Genomic DNA, 20701 nt, shown 5'->3' with positions numbered 1-20701 from the left:
GGTGGATCGGCGCGATAGCGCCGAGACGGATGAGGGGTGCTGGAAGAAACGAGACGTGAAAACATCGAGGGATTTGAATCGTTTACGTCTTCATCGTGGCGATCCTGCCAACACCCCTCATCCGACCGAGCTTCGCTCGGCCTCCTTCTTCCGCAAGGGGAGAAGGAGGGGTGCTCAATGCCTGAAATGCCTCACGCCGGTAAACACCATAGCGATGCCGTGGGCGTCGGCGGCGGCGATGACATCGTCGTCGCGCATCGAGCCACCCGGCTGGATGACGGCGGTAGCGCCGGCTTCGATCGCAGACAGCAGCCCGTCGGCAAACGGGAAAAAGGCATCCGAAGCGACGACAGAATTTTTGGTCAGCGGCTCGGCCAGGCCGGCAGCTTCGGCCGCGTCGAGCGCCTTGCGCGCGGCGATGCGCGAGGAATCGACCCGGCTCATCTGGCCGGCGCCGATGCCGACGGTGGCACCGTCTCTGACATAGATAATGGCATTCGACTTGACGTGCTTTGCGATGCGAAAGGCGAATTTGAGATCGGCCATCTCGGCCGGCGTCGGCGCGCGCCTGGTCACCACTTTCAGGTCGAGGTCATCGACCACCGCATTGTCGCGGCCCTGGACGAGCAACCCGCCGGAAACGGATTTCACGGTGGAGCCGGCCGCGCGCGGATCGGGCAGGCCGCCGGTGACAAGCAAGCGCAGATTCTTCTTGGCGGCGACGATGCCGATTGCTTCTTCCGAGGCGCCCGGCGCGATGATGACCTCGGTGAAGGTTTTGACGATCTCTTCGGCGGCCTCGGCATCGAGGGTACGGTTCATCGCGACAATGCCGCCAAAAGCCGAGACAGGGTCGCAGGCAAACGCCTTGGCGTAGGCCGCCTTCAGCGAAGCGCCCTCGGCGACGCCGCACGGGTTGGCGTGCTTGATGATGGCGACAGTGGCGGAGCGGTTCGGATCGAACTCGCCGACCAGTTCGAAGGCGGCGTCGGTGTCGTTGATGTTGTTGTAGGAAAGCTGCTTGCCCTGAAGCTGGCGCGCCGTCGCGACGCCCGGCCGCTTATCGCCATCGACGTAGAAGCCGGCACTCTGGTGCGGATTTTCGCCGTAGCGCATCACCTGGTCCAGCCTGCCGCCGAAGGCGCGCCAGGTGGGATGCTCGATCTCCAGCGCTTCGGCGAACCAGCCGGAGATCGCCGCATCATAGCTGGCGGTGCGGGCGAAAGCCTTGGCCGCCAGTTTCTTGCGGAAATCCAGCGAGAGCGAGCCGAAATTCATCTCCAGTGCGTTGAGCACCGAGGCATAGTCCTCGGGGTCAGTGACGATGGCGACATAGGCGTGGTTCTTGGCCGAGGCGCGGATCATCGCCGGGCCGCCTATGTCGATGTTCTCGACGATCGAGGCGTAAGCCGCGCCGGAGCGGCGGACATCCTCGAAGGGATAGAGATTGGAGACGACGAGATCGATCGGCTCAATGCCATGATCGCGCATCGCCGCGGCGTGTTCGGGATCGTCGCGCACGCCGAGCAGCGCGCCGTGCACGGACGGATGCAGCGTCTTGACGCGGCCGTCCATGATCTCGGGAAAGCCGGTAAGGTCGGAGACGTCGCGAACGGCCATGCCCGCCTCGGCGATCGCCTTTGCCGTGCCGCCGGTGGAGACCAGCTCGACGCCGGCCGCGGCCAGAGCCCTGGCGAAATCGATGAGCCCGGTCTTGTCGAAGACGGAGAGCAGCGCGCGGCGAACGGGAACGAGGTCAGGCGCGGGAATGTTCTTGGCGGCGACGGCCATGGGCTGGCGGCCTTTCACGGCTGGTTGGGAAAGTGTCCGCGCGCCGTAGCACATGGCGACCGGAAATCAAGCCGTTAGAGCGACGTGCGTCCACTTGGACGCACAGAGTACGCTCTAACACTTTTCGGCCTACGCATCGTACTTTCCGAAAATCGTTCCAATTTTCAGGCCGATGCGTTACAGCATCCTTTGCTCCAGGCCTGGATCATTCGCTCCGCTGCCACCTGCAGTCTCAGCTTTTTGCAGGATGACCGGCAATGGCCGTTCGCGTCAGTTGCCAATGGACTTCGGAAACCTCCGATGCCTTGAAGGCCAGCACGATCTGCCGGCTGCGGCGCGGGCCGCCAAGACCGGCGAAATAAATCGATTCCTCGACCTCGGGGGCTACCTCGGTGCAGGTGAACACCCATGTGTCGGCCTGTTCGGCGGTCAGCACCAGGCGGCAGTGCTCGTCCTGGAGCAGGCCTATGTCGGGATGGATGTGGAAGCGTACGGTGACGAAATCGCGGCCGTTGTTGCGGATCGCCGCGCCGCCCCGCCGCAGAAGGCGATCCCTGCCGGCGAGCACATTGCCGTTCGTCGACAATTTCAGTTCGCGCTCATGCAGGAAGCCGAAGCGCGCGACATAGCCGTCGTGGCGAGCCAGAAAACCCTGGCTGCCTTGCTGGTCGGTGCGCTTGCAAAGCACATGCTGCGGGCCGCCGATCAACGGCGTGCCGAGCAGATCGTTGACGCGCAGCGAGTGGCTGAAACGCGCCGACGAGGTGTCGTTGATGGTGGCGGTCGAATGGGCGGCCGTGGCGCGGGCAAGCGGCCGGAATTCGGCGGCGCCATAGGTATCGACGCCGGCGTTGACGACATAGTGGCGGCGGCCGGAAGACAGCTCGAAGGCCAGGCATCCGGCGTGCGCCGCGTTGGAAACATCGATAGGCGGTGGCGGGCCGGTATCGGCGATCACGGTGACGCCGCCGATGGAGAGGCGCTCGTAGCCCGAATGCGGTGCGTGCAGCAACGGCGCGCCGGCGGTGTCGTCGTGGCGCAGAATGGTGGCGATGCGGTCGTGGATGGTCGCGCCCATGCCGTTGAAGCGCGCGAGGCTGCCGTCCTGGTGGCGAAAGAAGCGAAGCGCCGGCAGCATACGGTCGATGGCGCCCATCAGCGCCGCCGGCGGCGTTTCGGCTTGATTGGCATAGGTCTGGCGCAGCGGCAGAAGATCGGCGAGCGTTTCAAGAACGGCCATCGGATTGCGGGAAATATGACCGCCATCCGGCAGAATCTGACGGTCGAGCTCCTCGGCGAGGTTGCGTGTCGCACCACGCAGCGCCGATGGCGGTGCCGGCAGTGACAGAGCGGCGAAGGCAAGCGCGATGCGGGCGCGCAGCCTGTCATTGCCGTCCGGCATTTCGCGTGCCATCGCCCTGAGATAGCGGATCTGCATGGCCAGCGATTTCAGGAAGGCGCGGTAGAAGGGAAATTCAGCGCCTTGCAGCACCACCGAGGAATGCTGCAGCCAGGCAATGACTCGCTTGGCCGTCGTGCCGGGCTCCCAGGCGACACCGGAAATGTTGCTGCCATGGATAGTGATCCAGTCGGAGACCAGCGCGCGGGCATTGGCTGCGGCAAGCTCAGTGCCGGCGGCGCGCATATGGCGCAGCCAGCGAAAACCGTGCAGCGCCTTTTGCCAGCCGGGATTGGGCACGGCAATCTGGAAGGGCGACTTGCCGCCGGTCTCGACCAGATGCCCCGACAGCGGATAGCGGCCATAATAGATCTCGAGCGCGATCTGTGGGTCGGCCAGGCGCAGGTCCGGCGGAGCGATCAACACCCGTTCCGGCGTGCGGCCGGAGTAGCGCCAGCGATGGAGCGGCCCGGCACGCAGGCGCCGGCGCGTCTTGCGCCAGAACTCCTTCGCGACAAGCGTCCACAGACGCGTCGTGCTGCCGGCAGCGATCGCCAAAAGCCCTCCTCATACCCCTCAACCCGAAGACAAGTTATATGCTTCAAGAACTTATGCGAAGGCGAATTCCATGGAGGCCTTGGCGTTCAGCCTGTTTTCCGCAGGATTCTTCCTAAAATACTCGACAAATTGTCAGCATTAGCCGGCTCTGCGAAAGCGGGCGGCGAAGAAGCCGTCCAGGCCGGACCGTTCCGGTGGGCCGAGCTCCAGATCGGCGGGCGTGGTGCGCAGCGTGCCTTGCGGCGTCAGGAACGGATCAATGCCGGCGATCTCGCCCGGGCGGAGCGGATCGTCGACGATGTCCGCCGTCCCGGCGAGGAAGGCGCGGTAAAGCGCCTCGCCTTCGAGCGGGTCGAGCGAACAGTTGGAAAAGACGATGCGGCCGCCGGGCTTGACCAGGGTGACGGCTCGGGCGAGCAGCCTTCGCTGCAGATCGGCGAGTTTTTCGATGTCGGCCGCTGTCTTCGTCCAGGGCACGTCGGGATGCCGCCGCACCGTGCCGGTCGAAGAGCACGGTGCATCGAGGAGAACGGCGTCGAACAGTTGTTCCGGCTCATATTTGAGCAGATCGGCCTGGACGATCTCTGCGGACAGACCAAGCCGTTCGAGATTCTGCGATAGCCGCGCCAACCGGTTCTTCGAGGTATCGACGGCGGTTACATTGGCGCCGCCGAGAATGAGCTGAGCGGTCTTGCCGCCGGGGGCGGCGCAGAGGTCGGCGACGCGCAAACCCTTGATGTCGCCGAAGAGCCGGGCTGGAAGGCTTGCGGCGGCATCCTGAACCCACCAGGCGCCGTCTTCGAAGCCCGGCAATTCGGTGACGGAGGCGCTGAGCTTTTCCACTCGCACCGTGCCGGTCGGCAGCACGATGCCGCCGAGCCGCTCGGCCCACAGCGCGGGGTCGGACTTGATGGTGAAGTCGACTGGTGCCTCGTGCCGGTGAGCGGCGAGAATTTGCCTGGCCTTGTCCACGCCATAGGCGGCTTTCAGCCGGTCGGAAAACCACTTCGGCGCTTCGTCGGTGGCGGCAAGCGCTGCAGCCAACTCGGCCTGCTTGGACCGCGCCAGCGTGCGCAGCACGCCGTTGACGAGACCGGAGAAGCGCACTGTGCGCGGATCGGATTTGGCGTGGGTCACGGCAAGGTCGACGGCGGCGCTGTCGGGAATGTCGAGGAACAGGATCTGTGCCGCTGCTACATGCAGAATGTGCGAAAGCGCGGTGGCGTTCGGCGGCAGCGGCTTTTCCAGGCGACGGGCCAGCAACCCTGATATGGTCATGCGGAAGCGCAGCGCAGTAACCAGTATGGCGCGCACCAGCGCTCGATCGCGCAGGTCGAGCGCCTTGTATTGCGGATGGCCGTTCTCATGGTCGGTCAGTCCGTCTAGCGGCGTCCTCGCATCGACGACGGCGGCAAGCAGCCGTGCCGCCGCCTTGCGCGCGGCGAGACCAGCGACGGGCTCGTCGGGGCTCGCTGCATTGTTTTCATGATCGCCTGAAATTCGGTGCCGGCGTTTCGCTTGGCTCACGACCACGGACCCTTGGGTCCGGTCGGATTGCGGCCCCAGGGATTGGATTTCGGCCTGGCCGGTTCAGTAGACTGCTCAGGCTGCTTGGCTGCCCTCTCCCACGGGCCCGACGGGCGCTGCCCGTCCGCCTGCCGCGGCATCGGGGCCTGCCGCTGAGCGGGGGCGGACGCCATATCCCGCGCCATCGCCTGCAGCGCCGCGATGCGGTTGTCGGTGCTCGGGTGGGTGGAAAACAGGCTATCCATGCGCTCGCCGGAAAGAGGATTGATGATGAAGAGGTGGGCGGTCGCCGGATTGCGCTCGGCATCCGGGTTGCGGATGCGTTCGGCGCCGCGGGCGATCTTGTCAAGGGCCGAGGCAAGCCAAAGCGGCTGTCCACAGATCTCGGCGCCGCGCCGGTCGGCCTCGTATTCGCGGGTGCGGCTGACCGCCATCTGCACGATCATCGCGGCAAAGGGCGCCACGATCATCGCCACCAGCACGCCAATAATGCCAAAGGAATTGTTGTTGTCGCGGTTGCCGCCGAAAAAGAAGGCGAAATTGCCGAGCATCGAGATGGCGCCGGCAAGCGTGGCGACGATCGTCATGGTCAGCGTGTCGCGGTGCTGCACATGGGCGAGCTCGTGCGCCATAACAGCCGCGACCTCCTCATGCGACAGTTGCTGCAACAGTCCGGTGGTGGCGGCGACCGCGGCATTCTGCGGGTTGCGACCGGTGGCGAACGCGTTGGGCTGCGGGTTGTCGATCAGATAGGTTTTCGGCATCGGCAGGCCGGCCTGTCTGGCGAGGCTCTGCACGATGGCGTAATATTCCGGCGCGTTCCTTTCGTCGACCTCGACGGCGCGGTTCATCGACAGCACCATCTTGTCGGCGTTCCAATAGCTGAACAGGTTCATAGCGGCGGCAATCAGCAAGGCGATCACCATGCCGCCCGACCCGCCGATCAGATAGCCGACGCCCATGAACAGCGCCGTCATCGCTGCCAAAAGCATAGCGGTGCGAAGTGTGTTCATTGTCTGCTCCGTTTCTGCCGGCGCTGCGGAAAAATAGTCGATCCTTGTCGGCTCATCGTTATATGATGGGAAACGTGTGGCCCTGTTTCAATCCGCCGGGAAAATCGCATGATCGACGAAACCAGTAAAACAGGCGAAGCCAGCAATACAAACGCCGATCCCTGTTACGGCGCGCCGCAAAAGACGCTGACGCCGGCAGCCCGCCGCGCTTTGGCGGAGGCGGAAGCACGGCGCGAACGCTATCGCCAGCAGGAAGCCGCGGTGCCGAAGGAGATCGGCGGCCGTGGCGGCAAGGAACCGGGCCGTTATGGTGACTGGGAGGTCAAGGGCCTGACCAGCGATTTTTAGGCACGACAGGATAGCGGAGGGTCAGCAGACCTCGGCGGTGCTCTCCGGCTCAATGGCGATCCAGCCGCGGTCGTCGACAGCAATGCCGATCGCGTCATAACCGGCGATCGCAGCATGCGGCGTTTGCAACGGATGCTGGTGCGTGGCGCTGATCACCACGACCGCAGCACCTGCGGCCTCGGCCGCCGATATGCCGGCGGGCGCATCTTCGAAAACGAGACAGTCGCGCGCATCGACGCCCAGCCGCTCGGCCGCCAGCTGGAAGCAATCGGGGGCCGGTTTGCCGTGGGAAACGTCCTCGGCCGCGACAAGGATGGCGGGAAGCGGGATGCCAGCGGCCGCAATGCGCAGGAGAGCCAGCTCGCGCGGCGCGGATGTGACGATGGCCCAGCGCTCGGGCGGCAGCGACGCCAGAAACGCCGCGGCGCCGGCGATCGGATGGATGCCGTCGATATCGGCCGCCTCTGCCTGCAGAAGCGCATCGGCCTCGCGCATTGGTTCGACGCCTGGAAGCGCCAGCCGAGCGATGGTCTCGATCGCCCGCACGCCGTGAATCGTCGGCAGGAATGCGGCAACGTCGAGACCTTGCCGGCGTGCCCAATCCGCCCAGACCCTTTCTGCGGCGGCAATCGAATTGACCACCGTGCCGTCCATGTCGAACAGGAAGGCTGCGAATTTCTTGCCTGCGAACATCTGCTATCCCGGGAGGTTGTTTCGGAGGGACCAAAAGTCTGTCGATCGACCGTAACGTCCCGTCGGCTGCATGGGAAGGCGCGAGATCGCCTTTTCGACAATACCAGGGAACCACGGCGAGCCGTCTCGCGTTGATTAAACCGCCTTCCACGATGCTCAAAAGCGGGGGAACCGCGATGCTGATTCGGCTCGGCTACGAAATCGCCATCGACTGTGCTGAAGCCACCCCGGTGATTTCGCTGCTCGAGATCCACAAGGAGCGCCAGGCCGACATCAAGCGTCAGACGCGCGTGCTGACCTCGCCTTCCGTCCCAACCAGGCTCTATCACGATCTCTATGGTAACACCTGCCGGCGCTTCACGGCGCCGGGCGGCGGCTTTCGCATTCTTTACGATGCCGTCGTCGAGGACAGCGGCGAGACCGACGAGGTCAACCCGCTGGCCAGGCAAGTGCCGGTGGCGGAGTTGCCCGACGACGTGCTCTGCTATCTGCTCGGCAGTCGCTATTGCGAAACCGATCATCTAAGCGATCTGGCCTGGCAGGTTTTCGGGCCTGTTCCATCCGGCTGGGCGCGGGTGCAGGCGATCGTCGACTATGTCCACAACCGCCTGTCGTTCGGTTACGGCTATGCGCGCCCGACCCGCACGGCGGCGCAGGCGCATGAAGAGCGCGTCGGCGTCTGCCGCGACTTCGCTCATCTGGCGATCACGCTCTGCCGCTGCATGAACATCCCCGCCCGCTACGTGAACGGCTATCTCGGCGACATCGGCGTACCGGTCGACCCGGCACCGATGGATTTTTCGGCGTGGCTGGAAGTGTTCCTCGACGGCAAATGGTACACGTTCGACCCCCGCCACAACGTGCCGAGGATCGGCCGCGTCGTCATCGCGCGCGGTCGCGACGCGACCGACGTGCCGCTGCTGCACAGTTTCGGCCCGCACCGGCTCAGCCTGTTCAAGGTCTGGACCTACGAGCAGGAAAGCAACCTGTTCAACCCGCCCCATCGCGGCGTCGACAGGACCGCCAGCGCGCAGATGCTGGCATAGAAGCGCATCGCGAACGGCGTGAGTCCCATTCTAATCGTCATCTGAGCTGTGCTGTCCTATGGGGTCGGATACGCCTGATCCGCTTCGACACAGCCCGCCTGTGCCGGATCGGGACCAATTCTTGTACGCCACGGCGGACGGCGAGATCATAGTAACCGCTTCCTAAACGAAACTGCCGCAGCGGTTTGCCGTTTACCGGTTGTTCACCTTGCCGCATTTCGAAAGCAAGCAGAAACAAGAGTTTGACGATCAGCCGCTGGCTTTTGGTCCCTTGGCGGCGCCATCCGGCCGGAATCCTGCAATGCGCCTTCACACGGCTTCGAGGTCGTGGTGAATGGAGGCGAAAGCATGCGGCATCTTGGGGGTTTTGTTCACGCGATCGGCGGCTTTGCCAGAGATCGAAGCGGAAACTTAGCGGTTCTGTTCGGCATGGTTGCGTCGGTGCTGGCGCTGGGTGTCGGCTTTGCCGTCAACGTTGCCCAGCTCTACAACGCCAAGTCGAGCCTCCAAGGCGTGGTCGATGCGGCGGTGACCTCGACGGCGCGCGACCTGACGACCGGCGTCATCAAGGAGGCCGATGCCAACAAGTCGGTGCAGGCGTTTCTCGATGCCAACAGCCGAGCGGGCATCCTGCAGGCAGATCGGATCGTCCTCGACAAATTGACCATCGACAGGACCGCCAAGACGGTTCAGGCGGACGCCCATGTCGATCTCGGTCTTTATTTTCCGCTTTTCAGGATGGGTGACATGAAGCGCGTTGCCGCATCGACGACAGCGCTCTATTCGGACAAGACGATCGAAGTGGCGATGATGCTCGACGTCACAGGGTCGATGGCCGGCCAGAAAATCATCGATCTGAGGACAGCTGCAAAGAACGCGGTCGACAGCTTCCTGGACGGTCAGGACTCCTCCAACCCCCGGGTGCGTGTCTCCATCGTACCATACGCTAATTCGGTGAATGCCGGCGCGCTTGCCGCCAGCGGCGTCTATGTCGAAACCTCGACCAGCCAGCGCAAGCAGGCGCCAGGCAATGGCGCCATACAGTACGTCTCCGGCTTAATGCGTCCGGACAATTGCGCCACCGAGCGCAAGGGCACCTATCAATATTCGGATGTAGGTCCCGACATCAGCATGGTCAATCGCGATTACCTGTTGTCTTCCTTTGCCTGGCAGACCGGCACGGCTGCCTGCCCGGCCGCCGCGTTGAAGCCGCTGACGGCGGACGCCGCGGCGCTCAAGAATGTCATCAAGAACTTTGTCGCATCGGGCGGCACCGCGGGCCATATCGGCGTGCAGTGGACTTGGTACATGCTTTCGGAAAGCTGGGGCAGCGTGATGAATGCTTCGCAGCGGCCGGCCAAGGCGGATCCGAACAAGGTCGCCAAAATCGCGATCCTGATGACCGACGGCGAGTTCAATCTGTCCTATTTCGATGCCAGCACTGTTGGTGAGGTCTACAACGATGCCGGCAAGGAACCGACCCGCACGTCAGCAAAGACGCTCTGTACCGCCATGCGCGACAAGGGCATCGAAATCTTCACCATTGGTTTCGATCTCAACGAGGAGAATGCCAAGGCGACACTGCAGAATTGCGCGAGCCCGGATACGGCCAAGATCAAGCACTTCTATCAGGCCGCCAACGGGGCGGAACTCAATCAGGCTTTCCAGGACATAGCGCGCAACATCGAAAGCTTGGCATTGACCAAATAGAGGGCATTGACCAGACAGGATCCGGACAAGGAAAAGGCCGCCGCTTCTTTCGAAGCCGGCGGCCTTCCGTGTTTCCGTCCATGGCGCGGCTCATGGCAGCGACGGTTTGCGTCGCCAGCCGCGCATCTCGCGCCTTAACGGGAAGACTGCTTCCCGAAAGTGCAATCCGCTGAGGCCACGTTCTGGAAAACGAAATCACTCGACATCGGATCACCTCCTTTCGATTTGTTGAACACGCCCTCATGATGGGGTGTCGATCCGCAAATGGCAAGGCGCGATGGTGAAAATGCCGTGCGAGCTTGTCGCTGGCGGCTTGCGACTGTCCGATCGGACAGGCAAAGTCGCCGTGGACCGCCAGCGTACTGAGCAGGGGAGGACGGGGATGGAGGCAGCCGAGAGAGCCGCACGGATCGTTCGAACGGTTATCGAGACGTTGCAGCCGGGTTTCGCAGTCAGGCTGTGGACTGGCGAGCGGATCGGGCCCGCCACCGGCCCCGTGCTCACCATCAACGACCAGGACATCGTCTGGCAGGTGATGCGTCGGCCCAATCTCTCGACGCTGATCGAAATGTGGATTTCCAAGACCATCGATGTGGAAGGTGGTTCGCTGTTCGATTTCTACGCTCTGCCTTCGCACGGCAAGCTCAGGACGAAGCTAAAGTCGTTGCCCAAGCTCGCGGTCCTGCGCGACCTGCCGGCCGTGCTGTTTTCGAGAAAACAGATGACGGCGCGGACCGACCTTTCCGGGCGCAACCCCTTCGTCAGCGGGTCGAACAGGCAAGCGATCCAGCACCACTACGACATTTCGAACGCCTTCTACCGGCTCTTCCTCGACGAACGCATGGTCTATAGCTGCGGCTATTTCACCGATTTCGCCAACGGCATCGACCAGGCGCAGAAAGACAAGCTTGATCATATCTGCCGCAAGCTCCGGCTGAAGCCGGGCGAAAGACTGCTCGACATCGGCTGCGGCTGGGGAGCCATGCTCATTCATGCCGCGAAAAATTACGGCGTCGTCGGCCACGGCGTCTCGCTGTCGGAAGCCCAGACCGAACTTGCCCGCGAGCGCATCCGCTCCGAGGGGCTGGAAGATCGCATCACCATCGAGATAAAATCCTACGCCGAGCTGTCCGGCTCCTTCGACAAGATATCCTCGATCGGCATGTTCGAGCATCTGGGGCTCGCCAACCACGCCGCCTATTTCTCGACCATCCATCGCCTGCTCAAACCGGGCGGCATTTACCTGCATCATGCCATCACCCGGCGCGACAAGGGCAGCATGAAGAAGACCTTGCGCAAGGGCCCGGAATTCAAGGCGCTGATCAAATACATCTTTCCCGGCGGTGAGCTCGACACGATCGGCATGACGCTCGGCAATCTCGAAGCGCACGGCTTCCTCGTCTACGATGTCGAGAATTTGCGCGAGCACTACGCCCGCACCTGCCGTCTGTGGGCCGAGCGCCTCCACGCACGCTTCGACGAAGCGATCGCCGAGGTCGGCGAAGCCAAGGCGCGCCTGTGGCTGCTTTATCTCACCGGATGTTCGATCACTTTCGAACGCGCCTCGGCGCAGATTTTCCAGACCGTCGTCACAAAGCGCGCGCGGGGCCCGAGCGGACTGCCGCCGACGCGAGCGGATCTTTATCGGTAGCGCGGGGACGAGCCGATCTCATCCAATTGGGTTTCTGCCGACCGTCGATCGGATGTTTCTTATCCCCTCTTGTTCTGCCGGTTGGCGACGAGGTCGTCGACGACCGCCGGGTCGGCCAGCGTCGAGGTATCGCCGAGCGCGGCAAAATCGTCCTCGGCGATCTTGCGCAGGATGCGTCGCATGATCTTGCCCGAGCGGGTTTTCGGCAGACCCGGAGCGAACTGGATCTTGTCGGGCGTGGCGATGGCGCCGATGTCCTTGCGGACATGGGCGACGAGTTCCTTGCGCAACTCCTCGCTCGGCTTCTCGCCGGCCATCAAAGTGACGTAGCAGTAGATCCCCTGGCCCTTGATGTCGTGCGGATAGCCGACGACGGCGGCTTCGGAGACTTTCTCGTGCGAAACCAGCGCGGATTCGACCTCGGCCGTGCCCATGCGGTGGCCGGAAACGTTGATGACGTCGTCGACGCGGCCCGTGATCCAGTAGTAGCCATCAGCGTCGCGCCGGCAGCCGTCGCCGGTAAAATATTTGCCCTTGTAAGTGGAAAAATAGGTCTGCACGAAGCGCTCGTGATCGCCATAGACGGTGCGCATCTGGCCCGGCCACGAATCGGCGATGCAGAGGTTGCCGCTGGCAACTCCTTCCAGCACCTTGCCGTCGCCGTCCACCAGTTGCGGCTTGACGCCGAAGAACGGCCGCGTCGCGGAACCTGCCTTAAGGTGGGTGGCGCCGGGCAGCGGCGTAATCAGGATGCCGCCGGTCTCGGTCTGCCACCATGTGTCGACGATCGGCACCTTGCCGTTGCCGACGACGTTGAAATACCACTCCCAGGCCTCCGGATTGATCGGCTCGCCGACCGTGCCGAGCACGCGCAGCGATTTGCGCGACGTCCTGGCGACATGGGCGTCGCCGGCGCCCATCAGCGCCCTCAACGCCGTCGGGGCGGTGTAGAAGATGTTGACCTTGTGCTTATCGATGACCTCCCAGAACCGGGACTGCGACGGGTAGTTCGGCACGCCTTCGAACATCAGCGTGGTGGCGCCGTTGGCGAGCGGCCCGTAGACGATGTAGCTGTGGCCGGTGACCCAGCCGACATCGGCGGTGCACCAGTAGATGTCGCCGTCATGGTAGTCGAAGGCATATTGGTGGGTCATCGAGACATAGACGAGATAGCCGGCCGTGGTGTGCAGCACGCCCTTCGGTTTGCCGGTCGAACCCGATGTGTAGAGGATGAACAGCGGGTCCTCGGCCTTCATCTTCTCGGGTTTGCACTCCGCTTTCACCGTCGCGACCTCGTCGTGGTACCAGACGTCGCGTCCGGCGACCCAGCCGGTCTTGCCACCGGTACGGCGCACGACGACGACCTTCTCGACTTTCGTTCCGGCCTTGGCGGCGATCTCAATCGCCTTGTCGGTATTGTCCTTCAACGGGATGGGCTTGCCGCCGCGCAGGCCTTCGTCGGCGGTGATGACGAAGGTTGATTTGCAGTCGTCGATGCGGCCGGCCAGCGCGTCCGGTGAAAAGCCGCCAAAGACCACCGAATGGATAGCGCCGATGCGCGTGCAGGCGAGCATTGCATAGGCGGCTTCCGGGATCATCGGCATGTAGATGGTGACGCGGTCGCCTTTCTTGACGCCGTGCTTCTTCATCACATTGGCGAGCCGGCAGACATGCGCGTGGAGCTCGTTATAGGTGATCTTCCTGTCATCGTAGGGATTGTCGCCTTCCCAAATGATGGCGGTCTGATCGCCGCGCTTCTTCAGATGCCGGTCGATGCAGTTCCACGAAACGTTGGTCTCGCCATCCTCGAACCATTTGATCGAGACCTTGCCGTCGAAGGAGGTGTTCTTGACCTTGCTGTAGGGCTTGAACCAGTCGATGCGCTTGCCGTGCTTGCCCCAGAATTTATCCGGGTTCTTCACGCTGTCGGTGTACCATTTCAAATAGGTGTCATTGTCGATCAGCGCGTTCTTCTTCCACGCCGGCTGGACGCGATGGACATGAACCTCGGACATTTTTCCATTCCCTCCCAAGACCAACTGCCAGCTTGCCCGCCGAGCAGTATCGCGGCGCAGCGGCCGCGAATTCGCGCGCATTATTAACAGTTCCGCAGTGACGGCAACATTAGACGTTGGATTCGCGCGGCGGGATGCCGCAGACGTCGTTTTCGCCGCTATCAGCACTCGACTACGATCGCTGCTAAATACATGTTTTTGCGTCGTAAACCTGGCCTCTAACTACGAAATATCAATAGACGATTAAGCAAATAGCGCGCACAATTTCAAATTGGGAGGAAAGGAGAATCAATTAGGGGACCGCGATGCGTGACCATTCCGAAATGGACCTGATGCTCAAGGGCTATGGCTTGACCACGGCCAAGATCCTTTATCATTTTCCCGATCATCCGCATCTGCTGCAGAGCTTCATCTGGCAGGACTACGACATCGCTCCGAAATTTCCGGTGCTGATCCGGTTCATCGAGTTCTGGCAGACCAAGCTCGATGGCCCGCTGCATTCGGTGAGCTATACGCACCAGAAGCTGATCGCGCCCAACGAATGGCACAAGGTCGACGGCGAGTTCGTGCTGCATTAGGGCGTGTCGATATTCAGGTGAGGCCGGCCTGCGAATGGCGGCTTCCTGCGCTTCCGGGGCTCACGTACTTTAAGTACGCTCCGCTCCGGTTCTCGGAAGCCACCATTCTCGGCGCGACCTGACCTGAATCTCAACATGCCCTGTCGCCGGGCGTTTGAAATATCGAGCGGGGTCAGACCGCAGCCGGGCTCAGCCGGGCAAAACCCTCCTGCCGGCGATAGGGGAAATACGGATAGGGTGCGGTGACCGCGCTTGCCGCGTCAAGCTTCTTGATCTGGTCTGATGTCAATGACCAACCGACGGCGCCGAGGTTCTGGCGCAGCTGTTCCTCGTTGCGTGCGCCGATAATGACAGAGGCGACGGTCGGCCGCTGCAGCAACCAGTTGATGGCGACCTGCGGCACCGTCTTGCCGGTTTCCTTGGCGGCGGTGTCGAGCGCATCGACGACCCTGTAGAGTTGCTCGTCCTCGACAGGTGGCCCGAAGCTTGCGGTGTCGTGCAACCGGCTTTTTTCCGGCAGTGGCTCGCCGCGGCGGATCTTGCCGGTCAGGCGGCCCCAGCCGAGCGGGCTCCACACCAGCGCACCGAGGCCCTGGTCGAGGCCTAGCGGCATCAACTCCCATTCATAGTCGCGCCCGACCAGCGAGTAATAGACCTGATGGGCAACGTAGCGCGGGTAGCCGTGCTTGTCCGCCAGGCCGAGCGATTTCATAACTTGCCAGCCGGAAAAGTTGGAGACGCCGACATAGCGCAGCTTGCCGGCGCGCACGAGACTGTCAAGCGTCGACAGCACCTCCTCGATCGGCGTTGCGGCGTCGAAAGCGTGCAGTTGCAGCAGGTCGATGTAATCGGTGCCGAGACGCTTGAGCGCGTCCTCGACGGCTTTGATGAGACGCGAACGGGAGGAGCCGGCATCGTTGGGTCCGTCGCCCATCGGCAGCGAGGTCTTGGTCGAGATCAGCACGGCATCGCGGCGGCCCTTGATGGCCGCGCCGAGTACTTCTTCGGAGGCGCCATTCGAATAGACGTCGGCGGTGTCGAACAGGTTGACGCCGGCCTCCAGGCAGATGTCGACCAGCCGCCGCGCTTCCGTCGCATCGCTATTGCCCCAGGCGCCGAACAGCGGCCCCGAACCGCCGAAGGTTCCAGCGCCGAACGAGAGCGCCGGGACCTTCAGGCCCGAGGCGCCAAGACGTCGATAATCCATGGTTTTGCTCCTTGTATTTTGGTTTGTTTGGGATCGTCACGACCGGGCGGATGCCGGTACGCCGAGCACCGAGCTGCGCATGACCCCGAAAATCGGAACCGATTTTCGGACAAGGATCATGCGCAAAATCACGTGCTACAGCGTCCTTTGCGCGTCCAAGAGGACGCGCGGCGCTGTAGTATCGAGGCGCAGCGCCAGCGCCGCCACGGCCAGTGCCGAGAGCGGCAGCAGGGCGGCGACCCAGGTGACGGCGCTGAGGCCGGGGCCATGGGCGATGACCACGCCGCCGAGCCAGGCGCCGGCGGCGTTGCCGAGGTTGAAGGCGGCGATGTTGAAGGACGAGGCGAGGCTCTGGCCGGCGCCTTCAGCCTTTTCCAGCACCCACATCTGCAGCGGCGCCACGGTGGCGAAGGCGGCGGCGCCGAGCAGGCCGACATAGACGACGGCCATCGCCTGGCTGTGCAGGGCGAAGGTCATCGAGCCGAGCACCAGCGCCAGCACAACGAGACTGCCGAGAACGGAAGGTACCAACCAGCGGTCGGCGAACTTGCCGCCAAGCAGGTTGCCGGCGATGAGGCCGCCGCCGAAGACAAGCAGGATCGGCGACACGGCTGCTTCCTCAAAACCGGTGATCTCGGTCAGCAAGGGGGCGATATACGTGAAGACGGCGAAGACGCCGGCATAGCCGAGCACAGTGGTGGCGAAGCCAAGCAGGACCGGCGCGCGGCCGAGCACCGCGAGATCGCCGCGCAGGTCGCTCTTCTCAGGCGCCGCCTGGCTGCGCGGCACCAGCAGGAGAATGATGGCGAAGGCGACGATGCCGACCAGGGTTACCGCCCAGAAGGTCGCCCGCCAGCCGAAGGCCTGGCCGAGCCAGGTGCCGAAGGGCACGCCGAGGATGTTGGCGATGGTCAGGCCGGTGAACATCAGGGCGATCGCCGAGGCCTTCTTGTTAGGCGCCACCAGCCCGGTCGCCACGACCGACCCAACGCCGAAGAAGGTGCCGTGGGCAAAGGCGGTGAGCACGCGGGCACCCATCAGCGTCCAGTAGTCGGGGGCCAGCGCGCAGGCGAGGTTGCCGAGCGTGAAGATCGCCATCAGCCCCAGAACCGCGGTCTTGCGCGGCCAGCGGCCGGTGGCGATCGTCAGCAGCGGCGCGCCGACAACGACGCCGAGCGCATAGCCTGAGATCAGCTGGCCGGCGGCCGAGATCGAGACGCCGAGATCGGTGCTGACGTCGAGCAGCAGGCCCATGATGACGAATTCGGTGACGCCGATGCCGAAGGCACCGGCGGCGAGAGCGTAAAGAGCAAGAGGCATGGCAGTTCCCACTTCGATGACAGCCAGTTTTGACGACGGGACGCCGCGTCCTCCACGCCCCGACCCGGAAGATCGTGTCGCGCTGTGCTGTGAACCAGCCTTGCGTCAGGCACATCGTCTGTGAAATAGATTCACGAATGGCGAGACCCGACATCAATCGCTCAGGCGAGATCGAAGTGTTCGTCCGCGTCATTGAGGCGGGGAGCTTTTCGGCCGCCGCTCGCACGTTGCGGATGACGCCGTCGGCGGTGAGCAAGCTGATCGCGCGGCTGGAAGCACGTCTTGGCGCGCGGCTGGTCAGCCGTTCGACGCGCAAGCTGCAACTGACCCCAGAAGGCGCGGCCTTCTTCGACAGCGGCGCGCGCATCCTGGCCGACATGGCGGCCGCGGAGCGTGAGGCGGCGGCCGGTGCTGCCCCGCGTGGACGGCTGCGCGTCAACAGCTACGTGCCGTTCGGGCAGCACCGGCTGATCCCGCTCATGGCGCGATTTCTCGAACGCTATCCGGAAATCGCCATCGATCTGGTTTTGACCGACAATGTCATCGACCTGATGGAGGAGCGCGCTGATGTCGCCATCCGCGCCGGGCCGCTCGGTGAATCACGTTTGGTGGCGCGCAAGCTCGGGCAGAGCCGGGTGGTCGTCGTCGCCGCGCCACCTTACCTAAGGAAGCACGGCGCACCCCGAACGCCGGCCGATCTCGATCATCACAACCGGATGGGTTTCTGCTTCGTGCGCCATGTCGACGGCTGGCCTTTCGTCGACGCGGCCGGCAAGGCGGTTGTCGTCCCGATCACCGGAAACGCGCTGGTCAGTGACGGCGAGGCGATGCGGCTGATGGCGCTCTCGGGCACTGGCATCGCCCGGCTGGCGCGCTGGCATGTGGAGCCCGACATCGCCGCCGGGCGGCTGATACCGCTTCTGGAAGACTTCAACCCCGGCGACGAGGAACTCACCCACGCCGTCTATGTCGGGCAGGGCAAGCACTTGCCGGCACGGGTGCGGGCCTTTCTCGACTATTTGGTCGAGACTGTCCGGCTGACCTGAGCTTAAAGAAGATCGGGAGCCCAAAGAAGATCGGGAGCCGCCAGCTCCCGAAAAACGAAGATCAGATTGAATTACTTTTTCGGCGCAAAGGGCGGCGGACGCCGGCCCGCTGCCTGACGCTCAAGCATCCAGCCCGGATATTCAGCCGGCAGCGCGCTGACCTCGTCGAGACGAGCAAGATCGTCGTTGTCGAGCTTCAACTCGGTGGCGGCAAGGTTCTGTTCGAGCTGCTCCATGCGGCTGGCGCCTATGATCACGCTCATCACGAAGGGTTTGGCCAGCACATAGCCCAAAGCGACCGTGGCGACGCTGACGCCATGCTTGCCGGCGATCTCGCGCATGCCGGCAACCGCCGCCCAGGCGCGGTCTTCATTGACCGGCGGGAAATTGAAGCTGGCGCGACGGCCCTCGCCATTGCCGGGGGCACCGGGTCCGTATTTGCCGGAGAGCAGACCACCCGCCATCGGCGACCAGACCATCAGCCCAAGCTTCTCCTCGTTGAGCAGCGGAACGATCTCGCGCTCCAGATCACGGCCGGCGATCGAATAGTAGGACTGGACCGTCTCAAAACGGGCGAAGCCCTTGCGTTCGGCGATGCCGAGCGCCTTGGCGATGCGCCAGGCCGCCCAGTTCGAGACGCCGACATAGCGGACCTTACCGCTGGCAATCAGATCATCGAGCGCCCGCAGCGTCTCCTCGATCGGCGTCACCGGATCGGTGCCGTGAAGCTGATAGAGATCGATATGGTCGAGCTGCAGCCGTTCGAGGCTGCCCTCGACCGAGTCCATGATGTGGCCGCGCGAGGAACCGCGCTGGTTGGGGCCGTCGCCCATGGCGCCATGGACTTTGGTGGCGATGATCACATCTTGCCGCTTGACGCCGAGATTCCTCAGCGCCTGGCCAAGAAGCCGTTCCGATGCGCCGAAGGAATAGACGTCCGCCGTGTCGAAGAAATTGACGCCGGCGGCGAGCGAGCGGGCGACGATCTCGTCGACGGCCTTCTGGTCGAGGCTGGCAATCAGGCCCCATTGGGCGTTTTTACCTGCAGCGCCGAAGGTCATTGTGCCGAGGCAAAGTTCGGAGACGAACATCCCCGTGTTTCCAAGTTGATTATAGCGCATGGTGCAGCTCCGGAAAGTTTTGGATGACCCGGCCGATATAGGAACGATACGGTTCGTTTCCATTATTGGCGTAACGGCCTAGTGGTTCTGGACCAAGTTCCGCGACCCGAAGATCCGGCGTAGTTGGGAAGAGGCCAGATTGTCCAAGGACTGAGGACCGTCACCCCCGTATCGGCGAAATCCGCGACGTTGCGCGTAACCAGAATGAGGTCGTGGACGACCGCGGTGGCGGCGATGAGCATTCGGCGCTGCCTCGCGTGCGGCCAGCCGAGAAGCGACCTCACTACAACGCGACATCTTCAGTGACTGCAAGGATCCGGTCGGCATTGTCCCGCCGAAGCTCTCTAAGCCAGAGGTCGAGCCGTGTTCCCCGTTTCGGATCGACCTTGCGCAGCTTGACGATCCCCCGTTCGATCTCGCCGAGGGCAATAACACTGAGATTGATCGAGGCCGGATCCACTGAAGCTAGCCAGGCGGTCGGCTTGGGCAGACGCCTCTGAACATCCGAAACGATGTTCGTATCAAGCAGGTACATTAGAGGTCGATGTCGCGGATCATCGTATCCGAGCGACGGTTGACCTCCTCGGCAAAATCACCATCCCAGACCGGACCGGTCAGAAGATATTCCGCCAGTGACTTCTTTTTTCCGACAAGCGGTCATAGTCTTCGGCAGAAAGCACCACCGCCGCGCGCTCGCCACGCAGGGTCACCGTCTGCGGTCCCTCGCTGCGGGCGCGCTGAACCACTTTGGAAAAGTTGTTTTTCGCATCCTGAAGGTGCCAGTTTATGGACCGTTCCTAGCTAGCTTGGCTAGATATTTACTTGACACGCCTGGATATCAGGGCGGGAGCCAAAATGGATCTCTAAACCAAATGTCCGCTAGCGGCTGCCGAAAATCGCCGATCCAACCCTGACGCTTGTCGCGCCGAAGGCGATCGCGGTTTCGTAGTCGCCGGACATACCCATCGAAAGCTCCTCCACACCTGCCTCCGTGCTGAGCTTTTCCAGCAGCGCGAAGTGCGGACCGGGATTCTCATCGGCCGGCGGAATGCACATCAGACCTTCGATGGCGAGGCCGTGGACGTCGCGGCAGCGGGTGACGAAGGCGACGGCTTCGCAGGGTTCGATGCCGGCCTTTTGCGATTCCGAGCCGGTGTTAACCTGAACGTAGAGCCTTGGTGATCGGCCTTGTCTGGCGATTTCCTTGGCGAGTTCGGCAGCGATCTTCTCGCGATCGACCGTCTCGATGACGTCGAACAGCGCGACGGCTTCCTTCGCCTTATTGGATTGCAGTGGACCGATCAGACGCAGCTCGATGTCGGGGAAGGCTTCCTTCAGCGCCGGCCATTTGGCTTGTGCTTCCTGGACGCGGTTCTCGCCGAAGATACGCTGGCCGGCTTCGATGACCGGGCTGATATCGGCGGCGTCGAAGGTCTTCGAGACCGCGACCAGCGTCACCGTGCCGGCTTGCCGTCCTGCCTCGCGCTCGGCGGCGGTGATCTTCGCCTTGACCGTGAAAAACTGCTCGACGGCGCTCGCCATGCCTATATCTGCCCCTAGTTTCTATCCTCACCGGATCGCCGCAGTTGACGGGTCCGGCAATCCATGGTGAACACCGCGACGTCATTTCCTGAGCCGCCGGGCATTGTCCGGCCGTTCGCGCCTGCTTTTTAAGTGA

Annotated in this window: 16 protein-coding genes and 2 pseudogenes; 6 read left to right on the top strand and 12 right to left on the bottom strand. The window is 63.1% G+C overall.

Going from position 1 to position 20701, the window contains the following annotated elements; translation table 11 throughout:
• Window positions 1–174: 174 nt before the first annotated feature.
• The 4 genes from purH to htpX all read right to left on the bottom strand — a co-directional run bounded on the left by purH (window position 175) and on the right by htpX (window position 6288).
• On the bottom strand, window positions 175–1791 hold the full coding sequence (purH, locus tag CIT31_RS07615) for a bifunctional phosphoribosylaminoimidazolecarboxamide formyltransferase/IMP cyclohydrolase (RefSeq protein ID WP_095518126.1): 1617 nt from the start codon (window positions 1789–1791) through the stop codon (window positions 175–177).
• A 232-nt stretch (window positions 1792–2023) separates the two neighbouring features.
• Window positions 2024–3748 (bottom strand): heparinase II/III family protein, encoded by a 1725-nt coding sequence (locus tag CIT31_RS07610; RefSeq protein ID WP_095518064.1) that lies wholly within the window; start codon window positions 3746–3748, stop codon window positions 2024–2026.
• Window positions 3749–3886: 138 nt separating this feature from the next.
• On the bottom strand, window positions 3887–5281 hold the full coding sequence (locus tag CIT31_RS07605) for an RsmB/NOP family class I SAM-dependent RNA methyltransferase (protein WP_165778372.1): 1395 nt from the start codon (window positions 5279–5281) through the stop codon (window positions 3887–3889).
• Window positions 5272–6288, bottom strand: a complete 1017-nt coding sequence (gene htpX, locus CIT31_RS07600) for a zinc metalloprotease HtpX (protein WP_095518062.1) — start codon at window positions 6286–6288, stop codon at window positions 5272–5274. Before htpX ends, CIT31_RS07605 begins: the two co-directional genes overlap by 10 nt.
• A gap of 108 nt (window positions 6289–6396) precedes the next feature.
• On the opposite strand from htpX, the gene CIT31_RS07595 reads away from it, so the two are divergent.
• Window positions 6397–6636, top strand: a complete 240-nt coding sequence (locus tag CIT31_RS07595) for a DUF1674 domain-containing protein (protein ID WP_095518061.1) — start codon at window positions 6397–6399, stop codon at window positions 6634–6636.
• A 21-nt stretch (window positions 6637–6657) separates the two neighbouring features.
• Here CIT31_RS07595 and CIT31_RS07590 read toward each other — a convergent pair whose 3' ends face one another.
• A complete protein-coding gene (locus CIT31_RS07590) occupies window positions 6658–7329 on the bottom strand; it encodes an HAD-IA family hydrolase (protein WP_065011173.1) in 672 nt (223 codons plus the stop codon).
• A gap of 176 nt (window positions 7330–7505) precedes the next feature.
• On the opposite strand from CIT31_RS07590, the gene CIT31_RS07585 reads away from it, so the two are divergent.
• The 3 genes from CIT31_RS07585 to CIT31_RS07575 all read left to right on the top strand — a co-directional run bounded on the left by CIT31_RS07585 (window position 7506) and on the right by CIT31_RS07575 (window position 11736).
• Complete coding sequence (locus CIT31_RS07585; RefSeq protein ID WP_095518125.1) at window positions 7506–8375, top strand: transglutaminase-like domain-containing protein; 870 nt, start codon at window positions 7506–7508, stop codon at window positions 8373–8375.
• A 348-nt stretch (window positions 8376–8723) separates the two neighbouring features.
• Complete coding sequence (locus CIT31_RS07580; protein WP_095518060.1) at window positions 8724–10085, top strand: pilus assembly protein; 1362 nt, start codon at window positions 8724–8726, stop codon at window positions 10083–10085.
• 382 nt (window positions 10086–10467) lie between these two features.
• Complete coding sequence (locus CIT31_RS07575; RefSeq protein ID WP_095518124.1) at window positions 10468–11736, top strand: SAM-dependent methyltransferase; 1269 nt, start codon at window positions 10468–10470, stop codon at window positions 11734–11736.
• Window positions 11737–11795: 59 nt separating this feature from the next.
• Here the strand turns inward: CIT31_RS07575 and acs are convergent, their stop codons facing one another.
• On the bottom strand, window positions 11796–13751 hold the full coding sequence (acs, locus tag CIT31_RS07570) for an acetate--CoA ligase (RefSeq protein ID WP_065011328.1): 1956 nt from the start codon (window positions 13749–13751) through the stop codon (window positions 11796–11798).
• 305 nt (window positions 13752–14056) lie between these two features.
• Between acs and CIT31_RS07565 the strand changes: the two genes are divergently transcribed.
• Window positions 14057–14329 carry an usg protein gene (locus CIT31_RS07565; protein WP_065011174.1) on the top strand — a complete coding sequence of 91 codons (273 nt, stop codon included), beginning with the start codon at window positions 14057–14059 and terminating at the stop codon, window positions 14327–14329.
• A gap of 172 nt (window positions 14330–14501) precedes the next feature.
• Here CIT31_RS07565 and CIT31_RS07560 read toward each other — a convergent pair whose 3' ends face one another.
• Both CIT31_RS07560 and CIT31_RS07555 read right to left on the bottom strand, forming a co-directional pair.
• Window positions 14502–15536 carry an aldo/keto reductase gene (locus tag CIT31_RS07560; protein WP_065011175.1) on the bottom strand — a complete coding sequence of 345 codons (1035 nt, stop codon included), beginning with the start codon at window positions 15534–15536 and terminating at the stop codon, window positions 14502–14504.
• Window positions 15537–15671: 135 nt separating this feature from the next.
• The gene (locus tag CIT31_RS07555) at window positions 15672–16856 is read right to left on the bottom strand and encodes an MFS transporter (RefSeq protein WP_095518059.1); all 1185 of its coding nucleotides are present in this window, start codon (window positions 16854–16856) and stop codon (window positions 15672–15674) included.
• Between the two features lie 137 nt (window positions 16857–16993).
• On the opposite strand from CIT31_RS07555, the gene CIT31_RS07550 reads away from it, so the two are divergent.
• Entirely contained in the window at window positions 16994–17902 is a 909-nt protein-coding gene (locus CIT31_RS07550; RefSeq protein WP_095518058.1) for a LysR family transcriptional regulator, read from the top strand.
• A 71-nt stretch (window positions 17903–17973) separates the two neighbouring features.
• Here CIT31_RS07550 and CIT31_RS07545 read toward each other — a convergent pair whose 3' ends face one another.
• The 4 genes and pseudogenes from CIT31_RS07545 to CIT31_RS07530 all read right to left on the bottom strand — a co-directional run bounded on the left by CIT31_RS07545 (window position 17974) and on the right by CIT31_RS07530 (window position 20565).
• Complete coding sequence (locus CIT31_RS07545; protein ID WP_095518057.1) at window positions 17974–19023, bottom strand: aldo/keto reductase; 1050 nt, start codon at window positions 19021–19023, stop codon at window positions 17974–17976.
• 143 nt (window positions 19024–19166) lie between these two features.
• Window positions 19167–19558, bottom strand: a pseudogene (locus CIT31_RS33770) (PIN domain-containing protein); the annotation flags it as partial.
• Window positions 19558–19811 (bottom strand): annotated as a pseudogene (locus CIT31_RS07535) (type II toxin-antitoxin system Phd/YefM family antitoxin). The pseudogenes CIT31_RS33770 and CIT31_RS07535, both read right to left, overlap by 1 nt.
• 91 nt (window positions 19812–19902) lie before the next feature.
• Window positions 19903–20565 carry a YggS family pyridoxal phosphate-dependent enzyme gene (locus CIT31_RS07530; protein WP_095518056.1) on the bottom strand — a complete coding sequence of 221 codons (663 nt, stop codon included), beginning with the start codon at window positions 20563–20565 and terminating at the stop codon, window positions 19903–19905.
• Window positions 20566–20701: the final 136 nt, after the last annotated feature.

Source organism: Mesorhizobium wenxiniae (genome assembly GCF_002284535.1).
In the GTDB taxonomy this organism is placed as follows: Bacteria; Pseudomonadota; Alphaproteobacteria; order Rhizobiales; family Rhizobiaceae; genus Mesorhizobium; species Mesorhizobium wenxiniae.
This window is presented reverse-complemented; position numbering and strand designations above follow the sequence as displayed.